The organism is Pseudomonas sp. S49 (assembly GCF_009866785.1).
Taxonomy (GTDB): Bacteria; Pseudomonadota; Gammaproteobacteria; order Pseudomonadales; family Pseudomonadaceae; genus Aquipseudomonas.
The window spans coordinates 6277952-6298959 of sequence record NZ_CP019432.1 but is presented as its reverse complement, the minus strand read 5'-3'; the positions used below and the strand labels follow the sequence as shown (position 1 = coordinate 6298959).

At 60.3% G+C, this 21008-nt stretch carries 17 protein-coding genes; 8 read left to right on the top strand and 9 right to left on the bottom strand.

Annotation, left to right across the window (positions count from 1 at the left end; all coding sequences use genetic code 11):
- Nucleotides 1–4: 4 nt before the first annotated feature.
- The 6 genes from PspS49_RS27985 (at nt 5) to PspS49_RS27960 (ending at nt 6685) form a co-directional block, all read left to right on the top strand.
- A complete protein-coding gene (locus PspS49_RS27985; RefSeq protein ID WP_064116303.1) occupies nt 5–868 on the top strand; it encodes a LysR family transcriptional regulator in 864 nt (287 codons plus the stop codon).
- A 144-nt stretch (nt 869–1012) separates the two neighbouring features.
- On the top strand, nt 1013–2089 hold the full coding sequence (locus PspS49_RS27980) for a putative 2-aminoethylphosphonate ABC transporter ATP-binding protein (RefSeq protein WP_160042239.1): 1077 nt from the start codon (nt 1013–1015) through the stop codon (nt 2087–2089).
- The gene (locus PspS49_RS27975) at nt 2089–3813 is read left to right on the top strand and encodes a putative 2-aminoethylphosphonate ABC transporter permease subunit (protein WP_160042237.1); all 1725 of its coding nucleotides are present in this window, start codon (nt 2089–2091) and stop codon (nt 3811–3813) included. Before PspS49_RS27980 ends, PspS49_RS27975 begins: the two co-directional genes overlap by 1 nt.
- Before the next feature lie 26 nt (nt 3814–3839).
- On the top strand, nt 3840–4865 hold the full coding sequence (locus PspS49_RS27970) for a putative 2-aminoethylphosphonate ABC transporter substrate-binding protein (protein ID WP_007912988.1): 1026 nt from the start codon (nt 3840–3842) through the stop codon (nt 4863–4865).
- Nucleotides 4866–4991: 126 nt separating this feature from the next.
- The gene (locus tag PspS49_RS27965; RefSeq protein WP_160042235.1) at nt 4992–6125 is read left to right on the top strand and encodes a TIGR03364 family FAD-dependent oxidoreductase; all 1134 of its coding nucleotides are present in this window, start codon (nt 4992–4994) and stop codon (nt 6123–6125) included.
- A complete protein-coding gene (locus tag PspS49_RS27960; RefSeq protein WP_160042233.1) occupies nt 6125–6685 on the top strand; it encodes a phosphonate degradation HD-domain oxygenase in 561 nt (186 codons plus the stop codon). Before PspS49_RS27965 ends, PspS49_RS27960 begins: the two co-directional genes overlap by 1 nt.
- A gap of 172 nt (nt 6686–6857) precedes the next feature.
- Here PspS49_RS27960 and PspS49_RS27955 read toward each other — a convergent pair whose 3' ends face one another.
- Complete coding sequence (locus PspS49_RS27955) at nt 6858–8243, bottom strand: GTPase/DUF3482 domain-containing protein (RefSeq protein ID WP_160042231.1); 1386 nt, start codon at nt 8241–8243, stop codon at nt 6858–6860.
- Entirely contained in the window at nt 8236–9615 is a 1380-nt protein-coding gene (locus PspS49_RS27950; RefSeq protein WP_160042229.1) for a DUF2868 domain-containing protein, read from the bottom strand. The genes PspS49_RS27955 and PspS49_RS27950 overlap by 8 nt, the downstream gene beginning before the upstream one ends.
- An 85-nt stretch (nt 9616–9700) precedes the next feature.
- On the opposite strand from PspS49_RS27950, the gene PspS49_RS27945 reads away from it, so the two are divergent.
- Nucleotides 9701–10213 (top strand): dihydrofolate reductase, encoded by a 513-nt coding sequence (locus tag PspS49_RS27945; RefSeq protein ID WP_150749772.1) that lies wholly within the window; start codon nt 9701–9703, stop codon nt 10211–10213.
- A gap of 91 nt (nt 10214–10304) precedes the next feature.
- Here the strand turns inward: PspS49_RS27945 and PspS49_RS27940 are convergent, their stop codons facing one another.
- Nucleotides 10305–11696, bottom strand: coding sequence for an L-cystine transporter (locus tag PspS49_RS27940; RefSeq protein WP_150749771.1), 1392 nt, complete (start codon nt 11694–11696; stop codon nt 10305–10307).
- 240 nt (nt 11697–11936) lie between these two features.
- Here PspS49_RS27940 and PspS49_RS27935 point away from each other — a divergent pair, with 240 nt between their 5' ends.
- Entirely contained in the window at nt 11937–12998 is a 1062-nt protein-coding gene (locus PspS49_RS27935; RefSeq protein ID WP_160042227.1) for a haloacid dehalogenase-like hydrolase, read from the top strand.
- A gap of 192 nt (nt 12999–13190) precedes the next feature.
- On the opposite strand, the gene ilvD is transcribed toward PspS49_RS27935, so the two are convergent.
- The 6 genes from ilvD to PspS49_RS27905 all read right to left on the bottom strand — a co-directional run bounded on the left by ilvD (nt 13191) and on the right by PspS49_RS27905 (nt 20913).
- Nucleotides 13191–15032 (bottom strand): dihydroxy-acid dehydratase, encoded by a 1842-nt coding sequence (gene ilvD / locus PspS49_RS27930; protein ID WP_077574927.1) that lies wholly within the window; start codon nt 15030–15032, stop codon nt 13191–13193.
- 268 nt (nt 15033–15300) lie between these two features.
- Nucleotides 15301–16533, bottom strand: a complete 1233-nt coding sequence (locus tag PspS49_RS27925; protein WP_127930136.1) for a multidrug effflux MFS transporter — start codon at nt 16531–16533, stop codon at nt 15301–15303.
- Nucleotides 16526–17503 carry a diiron oxygenase gene (locus PspS49_RS27920; protein ID WP_127930135.1) on the bottom strand — a complete coding sequence of 326 codons (978 nt, stop codon included), beginning with the start codon at nt 17501–17503 and terminating at the stop codon, nt 16526–16528. The genes PspS49_RS27925 and PspS49_RS27920 overlap by 8 nt, the downstream gene beginning before the upstream one ends.
- Nucleotides 17500–18573 carry a SagB family peptide dehydrogenase gene (locus tag PspS49_RS27915; protein WP_160042225.1) on the bottom strand — a complete coding sequence of 358 codons (1074 nt, stop codon included), beginning with the start codon at nt 18571–18573 and terminating at the stop codon, nt 17500–17502. Before PspS49_RS27915 ends, PspS49_RS27920 begins: the two co-directional genes overlap by 4 nt.
- A gap of 436 nt (nt 18574–19009) precedes the next feature.
- Nucleotides 19010–20206 carry a class I SAM-dependent rRNA methyltransferase gene (locus PspS49_RS27910; RefSeq protein ID WP_095121546.1) on the bottom strand — a complete coding sequence of 399 codons (1197 nt, stop codon included), beginning with the start codon at nt 20204–20206 and terminating at the stop codon, nt 19010–19012.
- 167 nt (nt 20207–20373) lie between these two features.
- The gene (locus PspS49_RS27905; RefSeq protein WP_160042223.1) at nt 20374–20913 is read right to left on the bottom strand and encodes a type 1 glutamine amidotransferase domain-containing protein; all 540 of its coding nucleotides are present in this window, start codon (nt 20911–20913) and stop codon (nt 20374–20376) included.
- Nucleotides 20914–21008: the final 95 nt, after the last annotated feature.

Sequence of the window (21008 nt, the reverse complement as noted above, 5' to 3'; positions counted from 1 at the left end):
GGTTGTGCTGAGTGCCGAGCTGAAAGCGTTTTACATGGTCGCCCGTCTGGGCAGCATTACGCTGGCGGCGAAAAAACTCGGCCTCAGCCAACCGACCGTGACCACGCAGATCCGCAATCTGGAAAGTCAGTACTCGGTGGAGTTGTTCTACCGTGGCGGCCGGCGTCTGAGCGTCAGCGACGAAGGCGCGCGGTTGCTGCCGATGGTCAAGACGCTGCTGCAGCAGGAGGCCGACATCGAGTTTTTCCTGCGCAACAGCGGTCAGGTGCAGGGCACGTTGCGCATCGCGGCGACGGCGCCGTATTACATCCTCGATCTGGTGAAGACCTTTCGCGAGCGTCTGCCGCAAGTGGAAGTGTCGGTGGAAATCGGCAACTCGCAGCAAGTGCTGGAAGCGCTAGAGGATTACCGCGTGGACATCGCCGCGTCGTCGCAATTGCTCGATGACGCGCGGTTGATTCGTCGGGTGTTGGGCACGGATCCGCTGGTGCTGGCGGTGCATCGCAACCATCCGCTGGCGGCGCAGGAGCATGTGGCGTTGAGTGCGCTGGCCGGGCATACCTTGTTGATGCGTGAATCCGGTTCAACCACGCGGCGGCTGACGGAAGAGTTGCTCGCGAGTGCCGGGGTGAGCTTCGGGCCGTTGCTGGAGATTGGCAGCCGTGAGTCGATTCGTGAGGCGGTGTTGCGCAATATCGGCATCAGCATCATTGCCCGGCAGGAAGTGCCGCATGATCCGCAGTTGCGCGTGCTGACGATCGAGAATGCGCCGCAGATTCCTGAGTACCTCTATTGCCTGAAAGAGCGCAAGGGCGCGCGGTTGCCGGCGGCGTTTCTCGGTTTGGCCCAGGAAATGTCCCCCGCGTAATGATCGTTCCCACGCAGAGCGTGGGAACGATCTCTGGTGAACCAAAATCCCCGAATACCACTATCGGCCGTTTTTGCCTCGTTGCCACATGACGGACGCATTACAACTCTAGGATTGGCCCCATCTGCTTGATGAGGTCTGTCCATGAATCCTGCCATCGCAACTGCCCTGACCAACCCCGGCGCACCCATGAAAGTGCGCGGCGTGCAGAAACGCTTCGGCGCTTTCACCGCGCTGGATAACGTCTCACTCGACGTCGCCGCCGGTGAACTGGTGTGCCTGCTTGGCCCGTCGGGCTGCGGCAAAACCACGTTGCTGCGCTGCATCGCCGGTCTGGAGAAGCAGGACAGCGGCGAGCTGTACCTCGGCGAGCGCGACGTCTCGCACCTCGCCCCGCAAGCCCGTGATTACGGGATTCTGTTCCAGTCTTACGCGCTGTTCCCCAATCTGACGGTCGAAGCGAACATTGCCTACGGCCTTGCTGGCTGCGGTCGCGATGAAGTGCGCCAGCGCGTCGGACAGATGCTGGAACTGGTCGGCCTCACCGGCAGCGAGAAAAAGTACCCCGGCCAATTGTCCGGCGGCCAACAGCAACGTGTAGCGCTGGCCCGCGCGCTGGCGCCGGCACCGTCGCTGTTGTTGCTTGATGAACCGATGTCGGCCCTCGACGCCCGGGTCCGCGAGCATCTGTGCACCGAGCTGCGCCAACTGCAACGCAACCTCGGCATCACCACCCTGATGGTCACGCACAATCAGGACGAAGCCATGCTGATGGCCGACCGCATCGCCGTTATGAACAACGGCCGCGTCGAGCAGTACGCCACCCCGCAGGAAATCTACAACCGCCCGGCCACGCCGTTCGTGGCCGAGTTTGTCGGCCAGGGCAACTGGTTGCCGTTCCAGCGCAGCAGCGACAGCCACGCCCGGGTTGGCGGAATGAATGTGCGTCTGGCCGACGGCAGCGTCAGCGGAGCCTCGGGTCGGCTGTTCTGTCGCCCCGAAGCGATCAACGTCAATCCGCTGGTGCATGAGGAAAACCTGTTCCCGGCCAAGGTGCGCGAGATCACCTTCCTCGGCAACCGCTGCCGCATGAGCTTCGAACTCGATCAACTGCCGGGCCACGCACTGCTCGCCGAACTCGCCCCGGAAGCCATGCCGCGCCTCGGCGCCCAGCAGATCATGGTCGCCTTGCCGCCGCGCAGTCTGCAGGTGTTTGCCTGATGAACAGCAACCTCGCGCTGCCGCTACCGCACAAGCAGGTGCGACAGTCTTCGAAAGCCGAGATCGGCGACCGTATTTTTGTCGTCGGCGGCAAAGTCCTTCTGCTGCTGTTACTCGGCGTCGCGGTATTGCTGCCGTTGCTGGCGATCTTTTGGCGCGGCTTCAGCAGTGAAGCCGGGCAGGGCGGTGGCTGGCTCGCGGCGAAGGAACTGGTGAGCAGCGAGAATTTCCACTGGCTGCTTGGCAACAGTCTGAAAGTATCCCTCAGCGTGGCGGCCATCGTCGTACCGCTGGCTTACCTGTTTGCCTACGCGCTGCAACGCACGTTGATTCCGGCGAAAGGCATCTGGCGCGGCATTTCGTTGTTGCCGCTGATGGCACCGTCGATGTTGCCGGGGATTGCGCTGGTCTATCTGTTCGGCAACCAGGGCATGTTGCGCGGGCTGCTCTCGGACAACATTTATGGGTTCTGGGGGATTGTGCTGGGTGAGGTGATTTACACCTTTCCCCATGCGCTGATGATTTTGCTCTCGGCATTGTCGCTGGCCGATGCGCGATTGTTCGATGCCGCGTCGAGTATGGGCGCCAGCCCGGCCAAGGCGTTTCGCAGCATCACCTGGCCGGCGACTCGGCAGGCCGCATTCGCTGCATTCTGTCTGGTGTTCACCCTGACCATCACCGATTTCGGTGTGCCGGTGGTGGTCGGTGGCGACTATCAAGTGCTGGCGCTGGAGGCCTACAAAGCCGTGGTCGGCCAACAACAATTCGGTCGCGGCGCATTGATCGGCATGGTGCTGTTGCTGCCGGCGCTGTTCAGCTTCGGCGTTGATGCCTGGCTGCGTCGGCGTCACGGCGACTCCATGAGCGGGCGTGCGCAGGTGTTCAAACCGGCGCCGTCGAAACTGCGCGACGGCTGTTACCTGACGATTGTCTTGCTGATCAGCGCCGCGTTGATTCTGGTGTTCGGCATGGCGGTGTTCTCGTCGCTGGTGAAGTTCTGGCCGTACAACCTGTCGCTGTCGCTCAACCACTATCAGTTCAACGAAACCGCTGGCGGTGGCTGGCTGGCTTACAGCAACAGTTTGAAAATGGCCTTGGGCACGGCGTTGATCGGCAGTGTGTTGATCTTCACCGGCGCTTATCTGATGGAGAAAACCCGCACTCAGCGCGGCCTCAACCTCGCGTTGCGCATGCTCAGTTTCGTGCCGATGGCGGTGCCAGGACTGGTGCTTGGTCTCGGTTATGTTTTCTTCTTCAACCTCACGGGTAACCCGCTGCATGTGCTCTACGGGACGATGACGCTGCTGATCGTCTGCACCATCGCGCACTACCTGACCACCGCACAAATGACCGCGACCACCGCATTGCGCCAACTCGACGCCGAGTTCGAAGCCGCCGCGCTGTCGCTCAAAGCGCCGCTGTACCGCCACTACCTGCGCGTCACCGTGCCGATCTGCCTGCCGGCGCTGCTCGATATCGTGCGCTACCTGTTCGTCTCGGCGATGACCACGGTGTCGGCGGCGATCTTCCTCTACAGCCCCGACACCATCCTCGCGGCGGTGGCGGTGCTGAACATGGATGACGCCGGCAACGTCGGCGGCGCGGCGGCGATGTCGACCCTGATTCTGTTCACCTCGGCGGGCGTGTCCTTGCTGCTGGCGTGGGCTTCGCGCGGCTTGCTGCGCCGTTCTCAAGCCTGGCGGCAAACCGCGCCCGGTCACTGATTCAACTCACTTACAGGAAAACGATCATGTTCAAGCCTATGGCCCTGGCCGCTGCTGTGCTCGCTACTTTCAGCCTGAATGCCTTCGCGGCAAAAACCGAGTTGACGGTGTACACCGCCCTCGAAGCCGAGCAACTGAAGTCCTATAAAGAAGCGTTCGAGAAGGCCAACCCGGACGTCGAGATCAAGTGGGTGCGCGATTCCACCGGGATCATTACCGCCAAACTGCTCGCCGAAAAGGCCCGTCCGCAGGCTGACGCGGTGTGGGGCCTGGCGGCTTCGAGCCTGGCGATTCTCGACCAGCAAGGCATGCTGCAAAGCTATGCGCCGAAGGATCTCGGCAAGATCGGCGCGAACTACCGCGACGCCGCGAACCCGCCAGCGTGGGTTGGCATGGACGTCTGGGCCGCGACGATTTGCTTCAACACCGTTGAGGCTGAGAAGCAGGGCCTGACCAAACCCGTGAGCTGGCAGGATCTGACCAAGCCTGAGTACAAAGGCAAGATCGTCATGCCCAACCCGGCGTCGTCCGGCACCGGTTTCCTCGACGTCAGCGCCTGGCTGCAAACCTTTGGCGAGAAGCAGGGCTGGGCGTACATGGACGGTCTGCACCAGAACATCGGCCAGTACGTTCACTCCGGTTCCAAGCCTTGCAAGTTAGCCGCGGCGGGCGAGTTCCCGATCGGGATTTCCTTTGAATACCCGGCGGTACAGCTGAAGCGTCAGGGCGCGCCACTGGACATCATCCTGCCGAAGGAAGGTCTGGGCTGGGAGATCGAGGCGACTGCGGTGATCAAAGGTACGCCGCATGAAGAGGCCGCGAAGAAACTGGCTGACTTCTCGGCGAGTGCCGAGGCGATGGATCTGTACAAGGAGAACTTCGCTGTCCTCGCGCAACCGGGCATCGCCAAGCCGCAAACCGAGTTGCCGGCGGATTATGAGCAGCGTCTGATCAAGAACGACTTTGCCTGGGCCTCGAAGAATCGCGACGAGATTCTGACCGAGTGGCGCAAGCGTTATGACGGCAAGTCCGAGAAAGTCGCCGCCAAGTAACCGTTGCCGATCGTTCCCACGCTCCGCGTGGGAACGAATCCCGTGACGCTCCGCGTCACTATCGACGCAGAGCGTCCTTGGCTGCATTCCCACGCGGAGCGTGGGAACGATCATTGAGGTAGCCTCATGACACAACACCAAGACCTGCTCATCGTAGGCGCCGGCATCCTCGGCCTGTCCCACGCCTACGCCGCCGCCAAACGCGGTCTCAAGGTCGCCGTTTTCGAACGCACCGCCACCCCTCTCGGCGCCTCGGTGCGCAACTTCGGCCAGGCGCTGGTCACTGGCCAACCACCTGGCCAAATGCTCGAGCTAGCCAAGGCCAGCCGCGAGATCTGGGGCGACTGGGCGCAACTCGCCGGTCTGCAAATCAAGCGCAACGGTTCCTACCTGTTCGCCCGTACTGAAGCCGAAGAACATCTGCTCGAAGCCTTCTGCAACGGTCGCGCCGTGGAGCACGGTTACAACATCCAGTTGCTGCGCGGCGCGGCCTTGCGCGATCTGTATCACGGCCAGTTCAGCCACCACCGCGCCGCGTTGCACGGCATCGACGATCAACAGCTGTACTCTCGCGAAGCAATCCCGGCGCTGATCGATTACCTGCGCCGCGACCTCGGCGTCGAGTTCCACTTCTCCACGCTCGTACGCGACGTCGAGCCGGGGCACCTGCACAGCACCGCCGGCAGTTTTACCGCCAAGCAGATCATCGTCTGCTCCGGCCACGATTATCAGACCTTGCTCGCCGAGCCGATCGCCGCCCTCGATCCGCAAATCTGCCGTCTGCAAATGCTCCGCGCCAAACCTGCGACCGAGCTGAATCTGCAACACGCCTTGCTCACCGGTCTGAGCTGCGTGCACTACGGCGCCTTCGCCGATCTGCCAGAAGCGGCGGCGGTGCAGGCGCAAATCATCCGTGAGCAACCGCACCTGCACGACAACGGCATCCACCTGCTGATCAGCCCGACGCCGTACGGCGAACTGATCATCGGCGACTCGCACCATTACGGCAGCGACCCTTCACCGTTCAACGCCGAGCAAGTGGATAACTGGATGCTTGAACTGGCCGAGCAGACGCTGGGCTGCAAGGTGCAAGTGGTCGAGCGCTGGCAGGGCGTCTATGGTTCTCGGGGGCCGGGGCCGTTTTCGTTGCTGCGCCCGGCAGCGGGGTTGAGTGTGGCGCTGATGCACACCGGTGTCGGCATGAGCGTCGGCCCGGCGCTGGCCGAGCGCAACGTTGCACAGTTGCTGGAGGAAGATTGATGACAGGTCACGAGCAAGTCGTCGCGCGGGTATTCGGACTGTACGAACGCTTCGGCACCCGCGATTACATCGGCGAACCGGTGTCGCAGATCGAGCATATGTCTCAGGCGGCCGAACTGGCGATGGCCGAGGGCTTTGATGACGAAGTGGTGTTGGCAGCGTTCTTTCATGACATCGGCCACCTGTGTGCCGAGGGCGCGGAGAACATGGACGGCTTTGGCGTGGTCAGTCATGAACGGTTGGGTGCGGATTATTTGCGTGAGGCCGGTTTCAGCGAGCGCTTGGCACGGCTGGTGGAATATCACGTGCAGGCCAAGCGGTATCTGACGTTGCGTGAGCCGGGGTATTTTGATCGGCTGAGTGAGGCGAGCCGGCGAACGCTGGCGTATCAGGGTGGGGTGATGACCGAGGTGGAGGCGGATGTGTTTGAGCGGGATCCGTTGTGTGCGGTCAGCCTGCGGATGCGGCAGTGGGATGAGTTGGCCAAGGAGCGCGCGGTGCCGGTGATGGATCTTGGGGTTTTGAAGCGTAAGGCTGCGAGATTGTTGTCTACTGTGTGATTGTCGCCCTCACCCCAGCCCTCTCCCGGAGGGAGAGGGGGCCTACGGAGTTGTTCTCAGGTGATACATCGACCTGAAATATCCAGCCGAACTCAGGTTTGAAAAGCCTGGAGATCTGCTCCCTTCCCCCTCTACCCCTTGGGGGAGAGGGCTGGGGTGAGGGGGTAGCGATCTAAAGCTCAAGCACCCGATCAACCAACCCCTCAATCTGCTCTTGCCGCTCAGCCTGATTCAACTTCGCCTGCGGATTCAACGACGACCACTGCGGATGCGCCCGCGCCTTGTTCAGCGCTTCCGGCAACTTGCCCTCACGCCAGGTTTTATCCTGCGGGGTCGCCACCTGAACCGCGTCCATCGCCGCATGCCCACGCTGATCCAGCGCCAACACCAACTGCCGCTGGCGCAGCGCCAACAGTCGCAACACCCCGTCATCCACCGTCAGCTCACGCTGCCCTTTGATCTTGCCGAGCAAGCGACTGCCATAACTGCGCGCCGTCTGCAGCGCACCCCCGGCAATCGCCCCCGCCAACGCCGCCGCGCCGAGGGTGATCCCGCCAACCAGCAAGTCCACACCAGCCCCCGCCGCTGCACCGGCAGCAATACCGCCGCCCACGCGCACACCGAGTTGCTTGAGGGTTTCCGGGTTGAACAAGTCATCACCCCAGCGTCCATCGAGCAACGGCAAATCACTCGCCGCGGCATCCTGTGGTCGGAACGCGTAAAGCTTGAGCAACGCCTCAACACACTTCTGCTCGCGCTGGCGCACAGCCTTGCGCAGTTCGCTGATGGCTTGCTGCTCCTGCTCCGCCTCGCTGACCACACTGCGTCGGCACGCGGCGCAGTCGATCAACAATTCAGCAATCAAGCGCGCCGCACTTTGCTGCCGCGCCAGGCGCTGAGCCTGTTGATCAGCAATCAACCGTTCCAATTGCGGACGGGCATTTTCCAGCAGCAGCGCCAGACTTTCATACAGCCGCCGCTCGCCATCCTCGGGCGGCGCCACACTGTCGAAACGCACCAGTGCATGCAGCCCAAGCCGTGCCAACGCTTCACGCCAATCCGGCTCGCGATGGTTGGCACTGCTGACAAAATTCAGCACCGGCAGCAACGGTTTGCCGCAACTGGCCAGCACTTCCAGTTCATCGCGGTACTTGGCCAGCACCGGTTCGCGCGCATCGATCACGTATAAACCGGCGTCGGAGGCGAGCAATTGCCGCAGCACTTTGGCCTCCTGCTCAAAGCGCTGGCGAGCCTCGCTGCCGTCGAGGAACCGCGCCAGCCGCGCCGGGCCATCGAGGCGTTCGCCGGGGCGTTCCAGGCGTTCGAGAAAATCCAGCAGGGCGATGGCATCTTCCAGTCCCGGCGTGTCGTAGAGGTCGAGCAACGGTTCGCCGTCCACCGACAACCGCGCGCCCTCGACATGCCGGGTAGTGCTCGGGCGATGGGACACTTCGCCAAAACCCACGTCGCGGGTCAGCGTGCGCAGCAGCGAGGTCTTGCCGACGTTAGTGTGGCCGACCACCGCGAGTTTCAGCGGCGCTTTCCAGGCATCAGTCATGACCCGTCTCCAACCAGTTCAACGGCGCGCAATCGGCGAACGGCAACTCCAGTTGTTGCAGCGCAACGTGCCAGTCGCCGAGGCGTTCGGCATCCAGTGCGTCGCCCGGCGGCGCTTGCAGCAGCCAGACACGGGTTTCGCCGGCGCTGCGCGCCAGTTCGGCGATCAAGGCGAGGCTGCCGCGATCCGGCGAGCGCCGTGGGTCGCAGGCAATCGCCAGACGTGCCGGTGGAAAACGGCTGAGTTGTTCGAGGAGTTTGTGCCGCGATTCGCGGCTGTCGAGGATGCCGGCGTTACTGACGTTTTTCGGCAGCGCGGGTGGCCATGGACGTTGTTCGTCGAGTTCGATGGCGACCAGCAACGCGCCTTCGCTGGCGAGTTCGCCGACGCTGCTTTCGACGCGATGCAACTGCGCAGGCTCCGGGTCGTTGACGCCAAGGCGTTCGCTGGTCGGCATCAGACGTTCGCGCAGATGCGCGTAGCCGGGCAGGTTCAGCTCCAGACGCAAGCGATCACGCCCACGTTTCCAGCGCCAACGGCAGAACAGCATCAGCAGCAGGCGGGGGAGCACGCCATAGATCAGCACCGCGCCGACCAGCCATATCGCCCACATCTGGCGAACCAGGACGCGGTTGTAATCGGTGTCCAGCGTTACGCGAATCATGTCCACGCTCGGCGCACTCCAGCCCAGCGCATGGGGAATAACCGTCAACGCATCAGTCAGTGCCGCGAAGAAGTCAGCGCCAAGCAGCGTGCTTTCCCAGATGAAGTCATATTGCCGGGTGGCCATCATCAATATCAGCATGCTCAGCGCGCTGAACATGATCAGCAACCACAGGCCATTGACCAGCGAGCCAATCGCCCAGCGATTGAGTTTGTGGCGTTGCAGCAGGACCAGTAATGCGGGGGGTAATTGCGCGGCTTTGGCGTCCCGGGCAAATTTCTCGCTGAGCCACAGCCACAATCTGCCAAGCGCTGCCGCGTGTTCGCCAGCGAATAGCAGGCCGAATGCCCAGCTCAGCAGCAGGATCAGATTGACCCCGAGCAACGTGCCCAGCGCCCAGAAAATGTTTACCGCTCGCGTACCGTCGCCGAGCGCAGAAAATGCCATGCCCGCCCCGGTGACGCAGGCCAGCAGCGCCATCAGCAGCAACGCCAGACGCGCGCCTTGCAGCCAGTGTTTCAGAGCATTGGTCAGCCCGTCGCGCTCGGCCAGCCAGAGCGCCCGGCGCTGAATGCGGCTCGGCAGATCACCGCCGGCGGTGCGGGCCAGACGATTGGCTTCCAGATCATCCAATGGGCCTGCGTGTTCTTCGCGCAGGCGCACGGTTTCGGTGAGCCAGAGGTTTTGCAGTGGAGTCAGTTCAGTCACGCAGCGTCCCGTCGCTTAATTGAGCGCTGAGCATAACCGCTGTGGCGCTTATCGGGGTAAGCGCGGCTCTGGTATCCTCGCCGGCATGACTAAATCACTCCCCCTCAGCCTGATCGCAGCCCTCGGTGAAAACCGCGTGATCGGCGTCGACAACAGCATGCCCTGGCACCTGCCGGGGGACTTCAAATACTTCAAGGCCACCACCTTGGGCAAGCCGATCATCATGGGTCGCAAGACCTGGGATTCGCTCGGTCGACCGTTGCCGGGGCGCTTGAACATCGTGGTCAGCCGTCAGGCCGATCTGGTGCTCGAAGGTGCCGAGGTTTATCCGTCGCTGGAAGCTGCCGTGGTTCGCGCCGAAGAGTGGGCGAAAGCCCAGGGCGTCGATGAGCTGATGCTGATTGGCGGCGCGCAGCTGTATGCGCAAGGGCTGGAGCAGGCGGATCGTCTGTATCTGACTCGCGTGGCGTTGAGCCCGGAGGGGGATGCGTGGTTTCCTGAGTTTGATTTGCACCAGTGGAAGCTGGTGTCGAATGTGCCGAATCCGGCTGAGGGCGACAAACCCGCGTACAGCTTTGAGGTTTGGGAAAAAGCCTAAAAGCATCGCGAGCAGGCTCACTCTTACAGGGGGGAACGCATTCCAATTGTAGGAGTGAGCCTGCTCGCGATAGCGGTCTGTCAGGCGCTACTTAAGCCTGAGCCAACTCCGCATGCTCATCGGCATCCAGCAGCTCTTTATCCGTCTGCTGCATCACCTGACTGGTAATCGCACCGGCCGTAATCGAACCACTCACGTTCAACGCCGTGCGGCCCATATCAATCAGCGGCTCAACCGAAATCAGCAACGCCACCAGTGACACCGGCAAACCCATCGCCGGCAGCACGATCAGCGCCGCGAACGTCGCGCCGCCACCCACACCGGCCACACCCGCCGAACTCAAGGTCACAATCGCCACCAGCGTCGCGATCCACAGTGGATCCAGCGGGTTGATGCCCACGGTCGGCGCAACCATCACTGCCAACATCGCCGGGTACAGACCGGCACAACCGTTCTGGCCGATGGTCGCACCGAACGACGCGGCAAAACTCGCCACCGACTGCGGAATCCCCAGACGACGGGTTTGCGCTTCAATGCTCAGCGGAATGCTCGCGGCGCTGGAGCGGCTGGTGAACGCGAACGTCAGCACCGGCCAGATCTTGCGGAAGAAACGCAGCGGGTTGATCCCGGCGGCCGACACCAGTACGCCGTGCACGACGAACATCAGGCCCAGACCGAGGTACGACACCACGACAAAACTGCCGAGCTTGATGATGTCTTGCAGGTTGGAGCCGGCGACCACTTTGGTCATCAGCGCCAGCACGCCGTACGGGGTCAGTTTCATCACCAGACGTACCAGACGCATCACCCAGGCTTGCAGGGTGTCGATGGCGTTGATCACTTTCTGACCTTTCTCGACGTCATCCTTGAGCAGTTGCAGCGCCGCAACCCCCAGGAACGCAGCGAAAATCACCACGCTGATGATCGAGGTCGGCTTGGCCCGCGCCAGATCGGCAAACGGGTTTTGCGGGATGAACGACAGCAGCAGTTGCGGCACATTCAGGTCGGCAACTTTGCCGGCGTAGTCAGTCTGAATGGTTTGCAGACGGGCCATTTCCTGAGTGCCAGCGACCAGACCTTCGGCAGTGAGGCCGAACAGGTTGGTCAGGCCGATGCCGATCAGCGCCGCAATCGCGGTGGTGAACAGCAGGGTGCCGATGGTCAGGAAGCTGATCTTGCCCAGCGACGAGGCGTTGTGCAGGCGTGCTACGGCGCTGAGGATCGAGGCGAACACCAGCGGGATAACGATCATTTGCAGCAACTGTACGTAGCCGTTGCCGACCAGATCGAACCAGCCGATCGAGGCTTTCAGCACCGGGTTGCCGGCACCGTAAAGGGTGTGCAGGGCCACGCCGAACGCGACGCCCATCGCCAGTGCGAGCAGGACTTTTTTCGCCAGACTCCACGTGGTGTGGCGGGTTTGCGCCAGACCGAAGAGCAGGGCGAGGAACACCAGCAGGTTGAGAATCAACGGTAGATTCATGAGAACTCCAGAAAGACTTTGCCAACAGCCTTCCGGGGCTGCTGCGAACCGGCAAGCCTAACAGCTTGATTTGCAATGATTTAATACCGAAATCTTAGGGCGTCCGTCGTTTTTGGAATAAGCCCGTGTCGCTCTCGGCAATGCATCTGGCGCGATAGGGACGTGGGCGGTCGCTGACAGGCGAGGACTGTCACACATATTTGTTAGCGTCGATCTCTTTGAATCAGGGAGAAGAGGCTTATGAAGTTCGCACCGAAATTTCTGGCTGTCGCACTGACGGTGGGCATGGGCCTGGCCACTCAGGCGTTCGCTACTGACCTGAAACACTGGCCGGCCGATCAGGCCAAGGCGCTGGATGCGATGATCGCCGCCAATGCCAACAAGGGTAACTACGCGGTGTTCGACATGGACAACACCAGTTACCGCTACGACCTCGAAGAGTCGTTGTTGCCGTTCATGGAAAACAAGGGCCTGATCACCCGCGACAAACTCGATCCTTCCCTGAAACTGATGCCGTTCAAGGACACCGCCGACCACAAGGAAAGCCTGTTCAGTTACTACTATCGCCTCTGCGAAGTCGACGACATGGTCTGCTACCCGTGGGTGGCGCAGGTGTTCTCCGGTTTCACCCTCAAGGAACTCAAAGGCTACGTCGATGAGCTGATGGCTTCAGGCAAACCGGTGCCGGCGACTTATTACGAAGGCGATGTGGTGAAGAAACTCGACGTCAATCCGCCGAAGATCTTCACCGGCCAGCAGGAGCTGTACAACAAGCTGATGGAGAACGGCATCGAGGTCTACGTGATGACCGCCGCCTCTGAAGAGCTGGTGCGCATGGTCGCGGCGGATCCGAAGTACGGCTACAACGTCAAACCGCAGAACGTCATTGGCGTGACCACGCTGCTGAAGAACCGCGAAACCAACGAACTGACCACCGCACGCAAACAGATCACCGCCGGCAAATATGACGAGAAGGCCAACCTCGGCCTTGAGCTGACGCCGTACCTGTGGACGCCGGCGACGTGGATGGCCGGCAAGCACGCGGCGATTCTCACCTACATCGACGAATGGAAAAAACCGGTACTGGTTGGCGGCGATACCCCGACCAGCGATGGTTACATGCTGTTCCACGATGTCGACGTGGCCAAGGGCGGCATTCACTTGTGGATCAACCGCAAGGACAAGTACATGGCGCAGATCAACGGCATGATGGCCAAGCACGCGGCGGCGCAGGCGAAAGAAGGGTTGCCGGTGACGGCGGACAAGAACTGGGTGATCGTCAAACCTGAGGAAATTCAGTAAGCCACACCGATCCAATGTGGGAGCGAGCCTGCTCGCGAAAGCGTAGTGTCAGTCACCATCTCTGTTTCTGATATACCGTATTCGCGAGCAGGCTCGCTCCCACAGTTTGATCTGCTGTGACTTTGGGATTTCGCTCAGACACAAAAATGCCCCGCACTCAGGCGGGGCATTCTTTTATTCGACGCTTAAGGCTTACAGCCCGTCGAGCATCGCTTTGTTACGCACAGCACCTTTGTCGGCACTGGTCGCCAGCAGGGCGTAGGCCTTGAGGGCAGTGGTCACTTTACGTGGACGCACTTCCACAGGTTTCCAGCCCTTTTTGTCCTGCTCAGCACGGCGTGCGGCCAGTTCTTCGTCGCTGACCAACAGGTTGATCGAGCGGTTCGGAATGTCGATCAGCACTTTGTCGCCGTCCTGCACCAGACCGATCGCGCCACCGGCGGCGGCTTCTGGCGAAGCGTGGCCGATGGACAGACCCGAAGTACCGCCGGAGAAACGACCGTCGGTGAGCAGGGCGCAGGCTTTGCCCAGGCCTTTGGATTTCAGGTACGAAGTCGGGTAGAGCATTTCCTGCATGCCCGGGCCGCCTTTCGGGCCTTCGTAGCGAATGATGACGATGTCGCCAGCCTTCACTTCGTCAGCGAGGATGCCGCGTACGGCGCTGTCCTGGCTTTCAAAGATCTTCGCGTTGCCTTCGAAGACGTGGATCGATTCGTCGACACCGGCGGTTTTCACCACGCAGCCATCGAGCGCGATGTTGCCGTACAGCACGGCCAGGCCACCTTCTTGCGAATAGGCGTGTTCGAAACTGCGGATACAGCCGTTTTCACGGTCGTCATCGAGGGTTTCCCAACGGGTCGACTGGCTGAACGCCGTCTGCGTCGGGATACCGGCAGGGCCGGCCTTGAAGAAGTGATGCACCGCTTCATCGGTGGTCTGGGTGATGTCCCACTTGGCGATGGCTTCTTCCATGCTGCGGCTGTGCACGGTCGGCAGGTCGGTGTGCAGCAAGCCGCCACGGGCCAGCGAACCGAGGATGCTGAAGATGCCGCCGGCGCGGTGTACGTCTTCCATGTGGTACTTCTGGATGTTCGGCGCAACTTTGCACAGTTGCGGAACAGTGCGCGAAAGACGATCGATGTCGCGCAGGTCGAAATCGATTTCCGCCTCTTGGGCAGCAGCGAGCAAGTGCAGGATGGTGTTGGTCGAACCGCCCATGGCGATGTCGAGCATCATCGCGTTCTCGAACGCTTTGAAGTTGGCGATGTTGCGCGGCAGCACCGATTCGTCGTTCTCGCCGTAGTAGCGTTTGCACAGTTCGACGATGGTACGGCCGGCCTGCAGGAACAGTTGTTCGCGATCGCTGTGGGTGGCGAGGGTCGAACCGTTGCCCGGCAGTGCCAGACCCAGTGCTTCTGTCAGGCAGTTCATTGAGTTGGCGGTGAACATGCCGGAGCACGAACCGCAGGTCGGGCAGGCGCTGCGCTCGTACTCAGCGACTTTCTCGTCAGAAGCGCTTTCGTCGGCGGCGATCACCATGGCGTCGACAAGGTCGAGGCCGTGGGACGCGAGTTTGGTCTTGCCGGCTTCCATCGGGCCGCCGGAAACGAAGATCACCGGAATGTTCAGGCGCAAGGCAGCCATCAACATGCCCGGGGTGATCTTGTCGCAGTTGGAAATGCAGACAATGGCGTCAGCACAGTGGGCGTTGACCATGTACTCGACGGAGTCGGCGATGATCTCGCGGCTCGGCAGCGAGTACAGCATGCCGTCGTGGCCCATGGCGATGCCGTCATCCACGGCGATGGTGTTGAATTCTTTCGCTACACCGCCGGCGCGTTCGATTTCGCGGGCGACCAGTTGGCCCAGATCCTTCAGGTGCACGTGGCCCGGTACGAACTGGGTGAAGGAGTTGGCAATGGCGATGATCGGCTTTTTGAAGTCGTCATCTTTCATCCCCGTGGCGCGCCACAGTGCGCGGGCACCGGCCATGTTGCGGCCGTGGGTGGATGTTTTCGAGCGGTAATCTGGCATGGAGCACTCCGGGCGGCTAATCACTTACTAATCAGGTGCAAAAGGGGAGTGAGCTTCTATTGACGTCTGGAACACTCAGAAATGGCCGTGTGTCCGTGATGTTGCCGATGACGTTGCGGGATCGCCGCTGGTCTCAGCCTGAGCTCATAAACCCGCCGGGGGATGAATGGCGATGAATCAGCCGATTCTACACCGCTGGCGTCTGGAGGGAATGGCGCAAAGCGTTGTTCCAGCGCAGACGGTGTATATGGAATGACGGCCGGCAGGTTTAATCACCACCGGACTGCACTGCGGCATTGGCTTCATGCTCTCTGGCGCGACGGCTGAGCTTGTTGTTGAGTACCAGCGCTATCGTGCTCAGCAGCACAAAACTGTAGCCCAGCGTTGATTGCAGATTGACCGGGCTGAGGCTGATCAACGCGCTGATAAGTCCGCCACAAATAAAGATGATCGTGCTGCCCGCCGAGGCCGAAGTCCCGGCGTTTTCAGGAAACAGGCCCATGGCCCGCGAGGTGGCGGCAGGTCGAGCAATGGTGGTGCCCGCGGTGCAGATCAGCATCGGGATCAGCACGGTGGCCGGGGCCAATGCATGGTTGGCCGACAGGTATAGCATCGCCATTCCCGACAGCAGTATCAGGCTCAGTCCGGCGAAGATTTGCTGAACCGGTGTAATGCGTCGATTCAATACGGCCGCGAGGATGCCGCCGACAACATAGGCAGCACCGTAAACCAGCAGAATCAATGAAAAGTCATAAGGCGCGAGTTGCAGTTGATCCATGAAGATCAGCGGCGAAATAACGATGAACGAGAAGTGGCAGGCAAATGCAAACGCCGAGATCAGCCAGTAGCCGACAAATTCGAAATCCCCCAGTACCCGTCGGTACGACTGGATGAAACCGAGTCGCGCAGCACTGTAGGTTGGACGGCTGTTGTGCAAAAACAGCCAGGCCTTGATCAGCACCATGGCGGACAACGCGGTAAACACCCAGAAGCTGCCGCGCCAGCCGAGTGTGGCTTGCAGAAAGGTCCCGGCCAGCGGCGACACCGAGATGAAAATCCCGGTAGCCGTGACCATCAGGATACGCAAACGGTCGCGCTCCTCGCCTTCGAACAGATCCTGTACCAGCGCCTGGGACAGCACGAAGCAGCCACAGCCCAAGGCCTGCATCACCCGGAATACAAGGAATAGCGTGTAATCGGAGGTCATGACGCAACCGAGCGCTCCCAGCATCGACACGCTCATGCCGGCGAGTAACAAGCCTTTGCGCCCGATCACGTCCGAGAGCGGGCCGATCAGGAGCTGGGCAAATGCGATCCCCACGGCGAACAGGCTGATGGACAGTGCGATATCCGCCGGTGAGCTGCGAAAGTGTGCCGCCAATGCTGGAAAAGACGGCAGCAGGACATCCAGTGGAAACACGCCTAGCAGCACCATGGCCAGCAACAGGCTGACAGCAGCGCGGCGCTGCGTTGTGGTTACCACGGATTTTCCTTTATCCATCGATCAGTCCTGCCTTGGCAAAAAGTTTCTGGTTATGAGGAAGTGCGAAAAAACCGGCCTTGCGCAGTGCGTCCAGCGTTGCAATGGAGCCTGATCGTGCGCGTGCACGATTGGCGTGCGCCGTTGCCATGCCGCCGATGATGTCCCTCACATCGCTGTCGGCAATGCCTGCTCCTCGCAAACTCTGTTGCAGCCAGTGTTCGTCGACCTCGAAAAAAATCCCGATGATCTCCAGCAGTGTTTTGCTGACAAACAGGCGCTGGCGGCTGTTCATGGACAGCCAGAAGTAATGGAACACCTCGGCGAAGTAACGACTGTGGCGGGCTTCATCAGTCAGGTGGTCGCGCAGCATGTCGCTTACGCTGGACACCAGGCTGTCGCGACAGACGTCCAGCAGCTCCCGGGCGATGATGGTCTCCGAGACGAAACCGAGCAGAAACCATGCCAGTGGTCGATTCTTCTCCGGTGTGCGAGCGATCAATGCGTTAAGGCGGGTGATGCGCTTTGGAATCGCCGGACGTCCGGTGATCCCGTAAAAGCTGGCGATCTGCTCAGCGAGTCGATTGGAGAACAGTGCGTGGTAACCCTCGTCGGTGTAGAGCTGCAGCGCCGCGTGTTTCATTGCCAGAGGCACGTAGATGGGCAGCTCACGGTGCACGATGACTTCCACGGCACGATTGACGATGCGGTGTTCGAGCAGCGTGGTGTAATCGAGAAAGTGCACCAGATGGTTGGCTGATAGCCGGTGCAGCACATCACGCCCGGCGGCTTGAATGACCGGATGTGCCAGGTAGGGCAGAAACGCAGGTGGAAACCAGTGGCGGGTTTGCAGCTGCTGCGGCACATCGTCGGGCAATTGATAATCATGGGTACTGCTGCGCACGGAAGCACGGCTCGCCCAATCGCCCAAGGTGAATTTGAGTGCCCATGACACTGGCGCTTCATCCGGGTCCGCAATTGACTGGCTCATGCCTGCCCCTCGCGCAACAGTTCGCGCATCTCACTGCACATCACCTGTCCATCGCTTTCTCCGCAGCCAACAAAAAACAGTGGTTGTTCAGCGCTACCCTCGAGATTGAGGAGTGCTTCGACCTGACGGTCGGCAAATGCCCCGGTCAGCCAGGTGTTGAGGCCCAGTGCCGTGGCGACCAGTTGAAAGGTTTGCGACAGGTGGCCGGCTTCAACGAAGGCCATGCGGTAGGCCCGCGAGTGTTCATACTTCCACCAGAGCCGGTCAAAACGGGCGGTGATGAACAACCCCAGTGGCAGGTTGTTGATGAAGTGTTGACCGCCGAGCAATTGGCCCAGGGCGGGTTCAGGCAACGAATTGACCCGGCTCAGGGAATGATCGACCGGATGGTAGGCATAAATGCCGCGCTCTAGGTCAACAACATTCCGGGCCAGCAAGAAGCCTTCGCAGGCGTTCAGGCCTCCACCGGAAGGGCTGCTTCGACGAGCACCAAGGCCTGTGGCGATGCTGTCGTCGCAATCCTGTTCGCGTTCGTGCAGATAGCCGAGAGAAAGATAGAGCAGAGTGCCGACGTCATTGAGGGTCATCGCTGCACCGGTGTAGCTGCGACAGGTTTTTCGCTTTAGCAGTGCACTTTTCAGGCTGTCATTACCCAACGCGCACGGAGCAGGCAGGGCAATGCGTTGCTCAGGTTCAAGCTGCGGGCAGTTGTTTGCGGGAGGTGGAGTGGCCAATACCTCGTTGCAGTGCGCCAGATATTGTCTGGCCCACTCATGGATGTTCTGAGGAATATGTTCACAGGGAATATTTTGCGTGCCGATATGATAAATCTTTGACAGTTCGTCCCAGCCCCATTCTGGAGTGTCTATTTTTGAAACGGTTAGTATGTCCGCGTTTAATAGTTGTATGTCTATTATGTTGTCGGTGTCGAAGAGGTCTGGCTTGTTTATTAGTTGGGCGAGGCGAGAGACGTAGTTCAGGTCGAGCTCGTGTTGAGTATAGTTTTTATAGTTCCACACAATTTGTCCGGGCGAACGCGGCAATATAAATAGATAAGGATTGATGTGCATGTGGGTCGATTCACTCTGGATAAAGTCAAAAGGACGCCGGGTTGCCGGCACTCCCCGGCGTCCTGACTCACTTAACGGGCTTTGGACGCAACCAGAAAAGCCAGGTTTGCGATTTTTTTACTTTCCAGAGAAATACTTTTCATGATGTGAACTCCTTGTTCGTTGATAGTTGAAGTCACCTCGTGGCGACAACTTCATAATAGTTTGTAATGGATTATTGGCAAGAGGATATTAGGTAGGAAATTTCCAGTAATTTTGTCGGAGCAGTCTTTAGTCGGAAATAAACTTGTAGGGAAAGTTTCAGCAATTAAAAGACGTAAGGAAATATCCTGCACGTTAACGCGAAAATAATTGTAGGAAGTGTTGGGGAATAACGAAGAGGCAGGGCCGCGTGCAAAAAAAGGGAGCCTGCTGGCTCCCCTCTTATCCGCGTGTATCAGCTGTTGGGCAGCAGGCGGCAGGTGATGCTCTTGATGTAGCGCGTTTCGGCGATGGCCGGGTGCACCGGGTGATCCGGGCCCTGACCGCCACGCTCGAGCAACTGGATGTTGCGATCCAGGTGACGGGCGCTGGTCAGCAGGATGTTCTGCAGGTCATCTTCCGGCAGGTGCATCGAGCATGATGCGCTAACCAGGATGCCGTCCTTGTTGAGCAGGCGCATGGCTTGCTCGTTCAGGCGACGGTAGGCGCCTTCGCCGTTTTTCATGTCTTTCTTGCGCTTGATGAACGCTGGCGGGTCGGCAACGATCACGTCGAAGCGCTCTTCGCTGGCTTTCAGTTCTTTCAGCGCTTCAAAGACATCGCCTTCGATGCAGGTCATCTTGTCGGCGAAACCGTTCAGCGCAGCGTTGCGCTCAACACCGTCGAGGGCGAACGCCGAGGCATCGACGCAGAACACTTCGCTGGCGCCGAAAGCGGCAGCCTGCACGCCCCAGCCACCGATGTAGCTATAGAGGTCGAGAACGCGTTTGCCTTTGGCATAAGGGGCCAGGCGAGCACGGTTCATGCGGTGATCGTAGAACCAGCCGGTTTTCTGGCCCTGAATGACTGGCGCTTCGAACTTCACGCCGTTCTCTTCCAGCGCCACCCACTCCGGCACCAGGCCGAACACGGTTTCGACGTAGCGGTTGAGGCCTTCGGCGTCACGCGCGGCGGAGTCGTTCTTGAACAGAATGCCGCTTGGCTTGAGCACTTGGGTCAGCGCCGCGATCACGTCATCTTTATGCGCTTCCATGGTCGCCGAGGCGATCTGGACCACAAGGATGTCGCCGAAACGGTCGACCACCAGACCTGGCAGCAAGTCGGAGTCACCGTAGACCAGACGATAGAACGGCTTGTCGAACAGGCGCTCGCGCAGCGACAGGGCCACGTTCAGGCGGTGCACCAGCAGCGATTTGTCCAGCGCAACTTTAATGTCGCGCGACAGCAGGCGGGCGCAGATCAGGTTGTTCGGGCTCATCGCCACGATGCCCAACGGCTTGCCGCCAGCGGCTTCGAGGATGGCTTGATCGCCGGCCTGGAAGCCGTGCAAAGGGGTGGCGGCTACATCGATTTCGTTGCTGTAGACCCACAGGTGACCGGCGCGCAGGCGACGGTCGGCGTTGGCTTTGAGGCGCAAGCTAGGCAGGGACATGACGTCGCTCCGGAAAAAAGAGCGGGAGTATAGCGTGTTGCGACTTGTGTCGGGTTTGATGAGCGATGAAACGCTGATGGCCCCTTCGCGAGCAGGCTCGCACAAAGGGCTTGTGACCGACACAAGACCAATGTGAGCGAGCCTGCTCGCGAATGCGGTCCCCAATGCTACGCAGACAGTGCGTCGATCAGCTCTTTGTTGAACGCCGGAATATCATCCGGCTGACGGCTACTGATCAGGTGACCATCCTTGACCACTTCTTTATCGACCCAATTGGCCCCGGCATTGACCAGGTCGTCCTTGAGCGTCTTGTAACTGGTCATGGTTTTGCCGTTGACCAGCCCCGCCGAGATCAGCAGCCAGCCGCCATGGCAGATCACCGCAATCGGTTTGCCGGCAGACGCGCCAGTCTTGACCAGATGCTGGGCGTCCTGGTCGATGCGAATGGTGTCGGAGTTCTGCACGCCGCCCGGCAGGACGATCGCGTCGTACTGTTCGCTGCTGGCGCTCTGGAAGGTCTGATCGACCTTGAAATCATCCGCCGGCTTGTCGTGATTCCAGCCTTTGACCTTGCCGGCCTCTGCCGAAAGGATGTCGACCTGCGCGCCAGCTTGCTCCAACGCTTGCTTGGGACCTGTCAATTCAACCTGTTCGAAACCATCGGTTACCAAAAAAGCGACGCGCTTGCCGTTGAGGGAAGTGGCCATCGATAAGCTCCTGAGTCTGTGGGAGTTTGCCGCCGCAAAGGATCGGAGTGATCCGTTGGGCATTACAGATTCCGAAGCCGTGGCCTGAATGAAAG